A 7,675-nucleotide genomic window follows, 5' to 3' on the forward strand; every position below is an offset into this window, starting at 1 on the left:
AGCAGTTTGGTAGTACATGTCTTCAGTCTTTTTGCCGACTGGAACCAAGCCGCGGTCAAAAATCGTTTCTGCTGGTTCTTCATCGCGGATCGCGCCAACATTCAAGGCAGTCGTGATCCCGGCCCCGTTGGAGCGCGGTGAGTCGTTGTAGACGTTCTTCTTCAAGGCCAGAGGATTCCATGCTTTAAGCAGGTCGGTGTTAGCGGAATATCCGCCAGTAGTTAAAATTACCCCTTTTTCAGCCAGAATCTGGTAGTACTCATTTTTGACAAGATCCTTGACCAAAGCCCCGGTTACGCGACCGTCTTCCTTGAGCAGCTTGACCAGGCTGGTTTCAAAGCGCAGGTCGACTCCGTGCTCTTTTTGGTATTCCAGGAACCAGTCGCCGTATGAAGTAAAGCTTTGGTTGTCAAAAGTCGGATCGTTTTCGGTTGGGAAAGCCTGGTAAGCCTTATTGGTTACCATAGCATCAGCTTCAGCTCTGAGGTGGGCACCGTGTGGCTTGAGGACCTTTTCTTCCAGCCAGTCCAAGGTTGCCCCGCTGTTGTCTGCCCAGGTTTCCAAAAGTCGCTGGTCCACGTTGTGCTGAGCAAAAGCTGCCAGGCTTTCTACCAGTTCTTGCTTGTTGATGATCACGCCGGCGGCTTTTTGCGCCCGGGAGTCAACACTGGCCAAACCTACCCGCATCAGGTTAATAGTCTTTTCCTTTTCAATCAAGATGGTGTTAGCCCCAGCTTCTCTGGCAGCCGCAGCGGCTTCCATGCCCGCGTTGCCAGCGCCCACAACTAGGACGTCCGTTTCAACAGTATATGCAGCAGATGCATTAACGTCTAATTGATCAACATTGTCATAGATCTTAGTCATTATTTTTTCTCCTTTTTTATCAACTGTACCGCTTTCAACTATTAATTTATCATGCAATAATTGAGTTGAGAAATATCAAGTCGGTATCGGTTATACCGGAAATGCATAAGGAGACAAAGATGGACTTGAGACAGCTGGAAGTTTTTATCAATTTGGCGGAGAGCCTGAACTACTCAAAGACCGCGGAAAACCTGCACCTCTCTCAACCGGCCGTTAGCCGGATCATTCAGCGCGTGGAAGACGAAGTTGGCGTCACCCTTTTTTACCGCAACCACCGGGAAGTCCAGCTGACCAAGAATGGGAAGCTGTTTTATGATGACAGCAAGAGCTTGATCAACAGCTATAACAAGGCCCTGCAGCGGACCAGAAATTCTTTCAACCGGGAGCAAAGCAACTTAACGATTGGTATTACGGATACACCGCTAGAGCAAGCAATTCTGCCAGAGATGATCAAAGCTTTTCACCAAGAATACCCGAATTGCAAGATTTTTCTTGAGGGATTTGATCACAACCGGCTCAAGCACCACTTGATCGACCACGACAGTGATGTGATTTTTACGACTCACGACGATATCGCTGATCAGGTTGAGGTGAACTACTACCAGCTTTTTAGCGGACACTTTGTGGCACTCGTACCTGCAGACCATCATTTAAGTGACAGAGAGGAACTTGACCTGGATGATTTGGCAGGAGAAAAAATTTTGCTGATGGACAACAACTGGTGCCCGCCGGAACAACTGAAGCTCCAAGAGACGATCAGAAAGAAGGTCGATGACTTGGACATCAGCTACGTTAACGACGTTGAGATCGTCAGCTTAATGGTCAAGGCGGGTCTAGGAATCACCGTGATGCCGAGCTTTGTGGCGATCGAAAAAGCAGATGAGATCAAGGCGGTAAAGTTGAACTACCCTGCCCCGCTGGACTATGGCCTGGTCTGCCGGAAAGATGAAGCAGATCCCTTGGTCCTCGCCTTCTGCCAGGTCATGCAGGAACAGGCGGAAGGGATGTAGTTTTGCTTGGGAGCAGTGTAAGTTGGGGGATGTGGCTGATAGATTTGACAACTTGCGCGTACCAGTTACAGCTAATTTACGAAAAAATGGTGATACTCCGTATTATGGGGCAAATGGAATACAAGATTTTGTTGACAGCTATACACATGATGGAGAATATATTCTAGTACGCGTGGTGCTAGTTGAAATATAGTTTCAATTTCTTAACAAAAAAGGTCCAACATTGTAGACTCTATGATATGACCCCCGAAATTAGTGTCCTAATTTCGGGGGTCATATCATATACACTTTGCTGCTGAATTTTTTTAATAAAAAAGGCAATGTATTATCCATTAGTCAACTCAACTACTGCAGCAAGAATGATAAATTCTTTAGTTGCAAAAGACTTTTATAAACAACAGATTCGATTTCCAACTCTTGAAGAACAAGACCAAATCGGAAAGCTGATCAAGGAAATTGATTTTATCTGTATCCAAAACGATCGTAAAATAAAACTAATGAATCAGGTAAAGCGTTCACTGCTACAAATGATGTTTATCTGAGCCAAATATGCTATAATACTAAAAGAAAAGAGAGTCTTGTTGGCGCAAGACTCTCTCAGATGGCCCGCTTCAAAGGCGGTGACAGTATCAGAACAAATTAGTCGTCCCTAACTGCGCAAAGTTATGAGGGACGACTTTTTTACTTGCCATGCTTGTCAACATAAGTCAACAAAGCAATAACGAACATTCCAAAAGTGAGCATCAAGCTCAGCGCTTCGTATACGCTCATGACTACCTTACCTTTATAATAATTCTCCATAGAACCACCTCCAGGATTCAGATAGTCACCGCCCTTAAAACTTGCCTCTTAAATTATATCAGATTTCACTTCTACAAAGGCCGGCAAAGTTAAGCGGATTATTTAATGGGAGAGTGTAAGTTGGGGGGTGTGGTTGAAATAAATTCCAGAAAGGCAAAATACCAGTTTATGGCACAGGTGGTTATATGTTGAGTGTTAATGACAAATTATCAGATGTTGATACAATTGGTATAGGCCACAAAAACGATTGACAAGCCGTATTATTTAAATGCACCTTTTTGGGCTGTTGATACACTGTTTTATGTAACATCTCGAGTAACCGCTGATATTGGTTTTATGTTCAAGCTACTAAGCGCTTGCAAAGCGCACATAATTACGCCAAAAAAGGCCTGACTCCTAGCAGGAATCAAGCCTTTTTCAGTAACTGTTTGATGTACATGCATCTAGTCCAACAACTGAATTGATTTTACAAAACCTGGGCAGTCGGGCGAAGCAAGATTTCGTTGATTGCCGTGTGCTCTGGCATGTTGACCGCAAAGGCAATTGAATCAGCAACCGATTTTGCGGGAATAGCCGTGCTTGCGTAAAAGGCATCCATCCCCTTGCGCTGCTCTGGATCGGTGACGTGCTGCGGCAATTCAGTGTCAACCGCGCCCGGAGCAATCAGCGTCACGCGGATGTTGCTGCCGGCAGTAGCTTCTTCCTGGCGCAGTGATTCTGACAAGGCTCTGACGCCAAACTTGGTTGCCGCGTACACGCCGCCTGCCGGAGTAGGAATGTGAGAGGAAACAGAGCCAATGTTGATAATCTGACCTGACTGCTGCTTTCTCATAACCGGCAAGGCCGCGTGAATGCCGTACAGGGTCCCCTTAAGGTTGACATCAATCATTGCCTCCCATTCGTCTGTCTTGCCCTTGGCCAGCTCAGACAATGGCATCAAACCGGCACAGTTGATCCAGACGTCGATTCTGCCATAAGTCGCGACCGTCTTGCTGCCCAAGGCAAGAACTTCATCCATCTTTGCAACGTCAGTCAGCACGTAAATGGCTTCTCCGCCAGCTGCCTTGATCTCGTCTGCCAGCTTTTGCAGCCGGTCCTCCCGGCGGGCAGCAAGCACGACCTTGTTGCCTTGCTCGGCCAGTACCTTAGCGCTGGCTTCGCCGATCCCGCTGGACGCACCCGTAATTACGATAACTTTGCTCATTTGATTTGCCTCCTAAAAAAATGCTTATTTCTCTTGCATTTCATCTGAATAGAATATAACATTGGAGTTAACTCTAAAGTCAAACTTTTTAGGAGATTTTTTCTTATGGGATACACAATCAAAGAAGTTTCCAAAATGACCGGGATCCCGTCAACGACCCTGCGTTATTATGACAAAGAGGGCCTGCTCCCCTACCTGGAGAGGCGCGAATCCGGCTACCGTGTCTTCAACGAATCCGACCTGACCATGCTGCAGATCGTCGACTGCCTGAAAAGCACCGGCATGCCAATCAAGGACATCAAGCAGTTCTCTAAGTGGGCTCAAGAGGGCGACTCATCCCTGCAAGAGCGCTACGATCTCTTCCTCAAGCGCAAGGAGGTCGTTGAAGAGCAGATTGCCGACCTGCAGAAAACCTTGGACGTGATCAACCACAAGTGCGCCTACTACAAGAGCGCGGTGGAGGCCGGTACCGAAAAAGAGCTGATGAAGCACGACAAATTGCCGCATGCCGACGAGTTCCTGTGCCAAAACTATGAATCTGGCCAAAAGTAATTTTTCGAGCAAAAAGAGCCTGACTTCCATTAACGGAAATCAAGCTCTTTTTAGTAACTTGTTTAATGTGCATGCAATTCTTGCTGGTCAAATGGCTAAGCCAGCTGCTTGACGGGCCGCACGTGAATCTCGCTTACAGCCAGGTTGTCAGGCGTGTCAATCACCTGCTTGACTACCTCAGCCACTTCCTCAGCCGTCAAGGAGGCGGACTGCTGAACCCGGCGCTCGTCTTCCCGGTCGGCTTCGCCCGGAATGGTATTGACCAGGTTGGTCACTGTAGTTCCCGGGCTGATCAAAGTCGACTTGATCTTGTGCTCCCGCTCTTCAAATCGCAGCCCCTCCATCACGGCCCGGACGGCAAACTTGCTGGCGCTGTAGACGGCGAATTTAGGAAAGACTTTGTAGGCCGCGGTCGAACCAGTCGTGATGATGTGGCCGCTGTTTTGCTCCTCCATGTATGGGAGAACTGCCGCAATCCCATTCAAAACGCCCATGACATTGGTCTGCATGATCTGCTGCCAGTCACTGATTCTGCGTTCGCTCAAGTAGCTGACTGGCATGATCCCGGCATTGTTGAAGATCACGTCCACCCGGCCGAACCGGGCCACGGTCTGGTCAACCAATTCTTGAACCTGGTCAGCCTCAGCAACATCAGTCTGCTTGACCAGGACCTGGCTGCCATACTTTTTGAATTCAACCAGCTTGTCAACGTGCCGGGCAGCCAGCGCCAGTTTGGCGCCGTCTTTTGCCAAAAGCTCCGCGGTGGCCAGGCCGATCCCGCTGGAGGCGCCGGTAATGATGATTACTTTATCTTTAACAGACATCCTGTCTCTCCTTTCCAGCTATTTTTTGCCCAAAATTGCCTTTAAAGGTTTTCCTTGAAAAATTCGTCAAACTTGTCAAACGGAATCTTGTCCATCTGGTCGTAGAGGTCGACGTGGTCAGCGTTTGGCACGATCACGATTTCCTTAGGATCCTTCAGCTTGTCGTAAGCTTCTTCAGCGAAGTAGCGTGAGTGCGCGTTTTCGCCGGTGACGATCAGGCTCGGGCGCGGGGAAATCTGGTCAATGTACTGCTCCAGCTTGAAGTTGAAGTATGACCAAGGAGTTGTTGAAGTCCAGGCCCCGGTAGAGTTGATGGACCGCGGGTGGTAAGCCCGGCCGCGGTAGTAGTCAAAGAAGGCCTTCAGCACCGGGTTCGGGTTTTCCGGCAACTTGTCCGGGAACAGGTTGTCCATGTAAATAACCTCCCCATTTTGATCAAACATCACTTCGTGAGCACCGGCTGCAAAAGTGCCGTTTTCTGCGTCGATCCAGCGGCGGCGGGCCAGGTAGTCCTTCAGGCTTTCCCGGTTCTCATCAGTCATGGTCTTGCCAACGCCGTCCCAGATTGAAGAAGACATGTCATACATTACTGAAGTGGCCACGGCCTTGATCCGCTTGTCGATTGCCGCTGCCGTCAGGACATGGCTGCCCAGGCCGCAGATGCCGATGGCACCGATGCGGTCACGGTTAACAAATTTTTGCAGGCCGACAAAGTCAACCGCCGCGCTGAAGTCTTCGGTGAAGACGTCTGGAGAAGCAACATTGCGCACCTCGCCGCTGCTTTCACCGGTAAATGACTGGTCAAAGGCCATGGTCACGAAGCCGCGCTGCGCCAGCGTCTGAGCGTACAAACCACTTGACTGTTCCTTGACCGCGCCAAAGGGACCACTGATGACAATCGCCGGGTAGGTCTGCTTGTCGTCAAAGTCCTTTGGCAGGTACAGGTGACCAGCCAGAACGATGCCAAAGCGGTTGCGGAAGCGGACGCCTTGCACGCTGATGGATGGGTCGATCTTAAATACTCTGCTGTCGTTTGCTAAAGTGTTCATGTTGCAATTTTCCTTTCTGTGTCTGCTTGCTTGTTGATGTTATAATGATTATATAGGCTAAAGTTAACTTTAGCGCAAGCCTTTTTTTCAAAAAAATGAAAGGAACTTTTTATGCCAGCTATAAAAGAAAAAACAAACACTTTGTCAATCACAGAAGTTTCAAAAATGTGCCAGCTGCCGGTTTCCACCCTCCGCTATTATGACAACCAGGGCCTCATTCCAGGCTTGCGGCGGACGGAACAGGGGGTGCGGGAATTTGACCAGCGCAACATTGACGCGGTCAAGATCATCGAATTCTTGAAAAATTCCGGCATGTCCATTACCGACATCCGCACCTTCATGACCTGGTGCGTGGAAGGCGATGCCACCCTGCCCCAGCGTCTGGAGATGTTTAAAAAGCAGCGCGAAGCTGTTTTGCAACAGATAGCGCTGCTTGAGCAGACACTTGAGACTATCGATCAAAAGTGCGAGTATTACACCTTGGCCGTCAAAGACGGCACTGAAAAGAAAGTCATGGCCAAGTACCATCCGGAATATTAGCCTAAAAATCAGTGCTTTCAGCCAAGTCATGCCATTTGGCGATTTCCACAGACCGGTCGGCCAGCTTTTTCTGGGCAAGTTCAATCATTCCCTTGCCCAGAATCAGCACCTTTGGCAGGTCATCCAGCTGGCTGGCCTCATAGATTGCCTGACCAGCCTTGGCTGGGTCGCCCGGCTGATCGTGCGGGTGCTTGCGCAGGAATTCCCGGCTGGCCTTGGCTGTTTTGGCATAAGCCGGATTCTCATGTTCCAAGTCGCTAGTGGCAGCGATCCGGAATTCAGTTCTGAAGGCCCCTGGCTCAACGATCATCGCATCAATGCCCAAAGGCTTGACTTCATTGGCCAGCACTTCACTGACGCCCTCCAGGGCCAGCTTGCTGGCAACATAATAGGAATTCCCCGTTGAGTTTTCAAACATGATGCCCATCGAGGAAACATTGATGATCAAACCGCGGCCTGCCTCACGCATTGCCGGTAAAACCTGGCGGATCATGCCGACCTGACCGAAGAAGTTGATCTCAAATAGGTCACGGATGTCCTGCTCCCTGCTGCTTTCCACTGAGCCAAAGTGGCCCCGGCCAGCATTGTTAACCAAGACGTCGATCTTGCCGAACCGTTCCAGTGCCTTAGCAACCACTTCGCGGCGCTGCCGGGGGTCAGATACCTCAAGGCTGCAGGCCAGAGCGCGGCCTGGGTACCGGTCTTCAAAGTCGGCTACCCGGCTGGCTTTTCTTGAAGTAACGACTGCCTGGTCGCCTGCCTGCAGAACGGCTTCCGCGATTCCCCGGCCCAAGCCGGTCGATGCCCCAGTAATCAACCATGTTTTCATTG

10 protein-coding genes are annotated in these 7,675 nt (G+C 49.6%); 4 read left to right on the top strand and 6 right to left on the bottom strand.

Annotated features, from left to right (window positions below; translation table 11 throughout):
* On the bottom strand, nt 1–864 hold an 864-nt coding region (locus ACI32D_RS05745; protein ID WP_439775651.1), incomplete at its 3' end, for an FAD-binding protein.
* A 119-nt stretch (nt 865–983) separates the two neighbouring features.
* Here ACI32D_RS05745 and ACI32D_RS05750 point away from each other — a divergent pair.
* The gene (locus ACI32D_RS05750) at nt 984–1,874 is read left to right on the top strand and encodes a LysR family transcriptional regulator (RefSeq protein WP_439775652.1); all 891 of its coding nucleotides are present in this window, start codon (nt 984–986) and stop codon (nt 1,872–1,874) included.
* Entirely contained in the window at nt 1,810–2,067 is a 258-nt protein-coding gene (locus ACI32D_RS05755) for a restriction endonuclease subunit S (protein ID WP_439775653.1), read from the top strand. Before ACI32D_RS05750 ends, ACI32D_RS05755 begins: the two co-directional genes overlap by 65 nt.
* Nucleotides 2,068–2,555: 488 nt before the next feature.
* Here ACI32D_RS05755 and ACI32D_RS05760 read toward each other — a convergent pair whose 3' ends face one another.
* Nucleotides 2,556–2,645, bottom strand: a complete 90-nt coding sequence (locus ACI32D_RS05760; RefSeq protein ID WP_154549506.1) for a putative holin-like toxin — start codon at nt 2,643–2,645, stop codon at nt 2,556–2,558.
* A 496-nt stretch (nt 2,646–3,141) separates the two neighbouring features.
* Nucleotides 3,142–3,879 carry an SDR family oxidoreductase gene (locus ACI32D_RS05765; protein WP_439775654.1) on the bottom strand — a complete coding sequence of 246 codons (738 nt, stop codon included), beginning with the start codon at nt 3,877–3,879 and terminating at the stop codon, nt 3,142–3,144.
* 105 nt (nt 3,880–3,984) lie between these two features.
* Between ACI32D_RS05765 and ACI32D_RS05770 the strand changes: the two genes are divergently transcribed.
* The gene (locus ACI32D_RS05770; RefSeq protein WP_439775655.1) at nt 3,985–4,431 is read left to right on the top strand and encodes a MerR family transcriptional regulator; all 447 of its coding nucleotides are present in this window, start codon (nt 3,985–3,987) and stop codon (nt 4,429–4,431) included.
* Nucleotides 4,432–4,526: 95 nt separating this feature from the next.
* Here the strand turns inward: ACI32D_RS05770 and ACI32D_RS05775 are convergent, their stop codons facing one another.
* Nucleotides 4,527–5,255: an SDR family oxidoreductase gene (locus ACI32D_RS05775; protein ID WP_439775656.1), complete on the bottom strand. Its 729-nt coding sequence runs from the start codon at nt 5,253–5,255 to the stop codon at nt 4,527–4,529.
* Nucleotides 5,256–5,296: 41 nt separating this feature from the next.
* Complete coding sequence (locus ACI32D_RS05780) at nt 5,297–6,304, bottom strand: alpha/beta hydrolase (protein ID WP_439775657.1); 1,008 nt, start codon at nt 6,302–6,304, stop codon at nt 5,297–5,299.
* Between the two features lie 141 nt (nt 6,305–6,445).
* Between ACI32D_RS05780 and ACI32D_RS05785 the strand changes: the two genes are divergently transcribed.
* Nucleotides 6,446–6,844: a MerR family transcriptional regulator gene (locus tag ACI32D_RS05785; protein ID WP_439775658.1), complete on the top strand. Its 399-nt coding sequence runs from the start codon at nt 6,446–6,448 to the stop codon at nt 6,842–6,844.
* 1 nt (nt 6,845) lies between these two features.
* On the opposite strand, the gene ACI32D_RS05790 is transcribed toward ACI32D_RS05785, so the two are convergent.
* The coding region (locus ACI32D_RS05790; protein WP_439775659.1) for an SDR family NAD(P)-dependent oxidoreductase at nt 6,846–7,675 on the bottom strand (830 nt) is incomplete at its 5' end.

This window comes from Lactobacillus sp. (genome assembly GCF_051873315.1).
GTDB lineage: Bacteria > Bacillota > Bacilli > Lactobacillales > Lactobacillaceae > Lactobacillus.

Excerpts from the sequence above, each read along its gene's own strand:
- ACI32D_RS05755 (WP_439775653.1), top strand. The coding sequence starts at position 1,810 with ATGAAGCAGATCCCTTGGTCCTCGCCTTCTGCCAGGTCATGCAGGAAC.
- ACI32D_RS05750 (WP_439775652.1), top strand. The coding sequence starts at position 984 with ATGGACTTGAGACAGCTGGAAGTTTTTATCAATTTGGCGGAGAGCCTG.
- ACI32D_RS05765 (WP_439775654.1), bottom strand. The coding sequence starts at position 3,879 with ATGAGCAAAGTTATCGTAATTACGGGTGCGTCCAGCGGGATCGGCGAA.
- ACI32D_RS05770 (WP_439775655.1), top strand. The coding sequence starts at position 3,985 with ATGGGATACACAATCAAAGAAGTTTCCAAAATGACCGGGATCCCGTCA.
- ACI32D_RS05760 (WP_154549506.1), bottom strand. The coding sequence starts at position 2,645 with ATGAGCGTATACGAAGCGCTGAGCTTGATGCTCACTTTTGGAATGTTC.
- ACI32D_RS05780 (WP_439775657.1), bottom strand. The coding sequence starts at position 6,304 with ATGAACACTTTAGCAAACGACAGCAGAGTATTTAAGATCGACCCATCC.
- ACI32D_RS05775 (WP_439775656.1), bottom strand. The coding sequence starts at position 5,255 with ATGTCTGTTAAAGATAAAGTAATCATCATTACCGGCGCCTCCAGCGGG.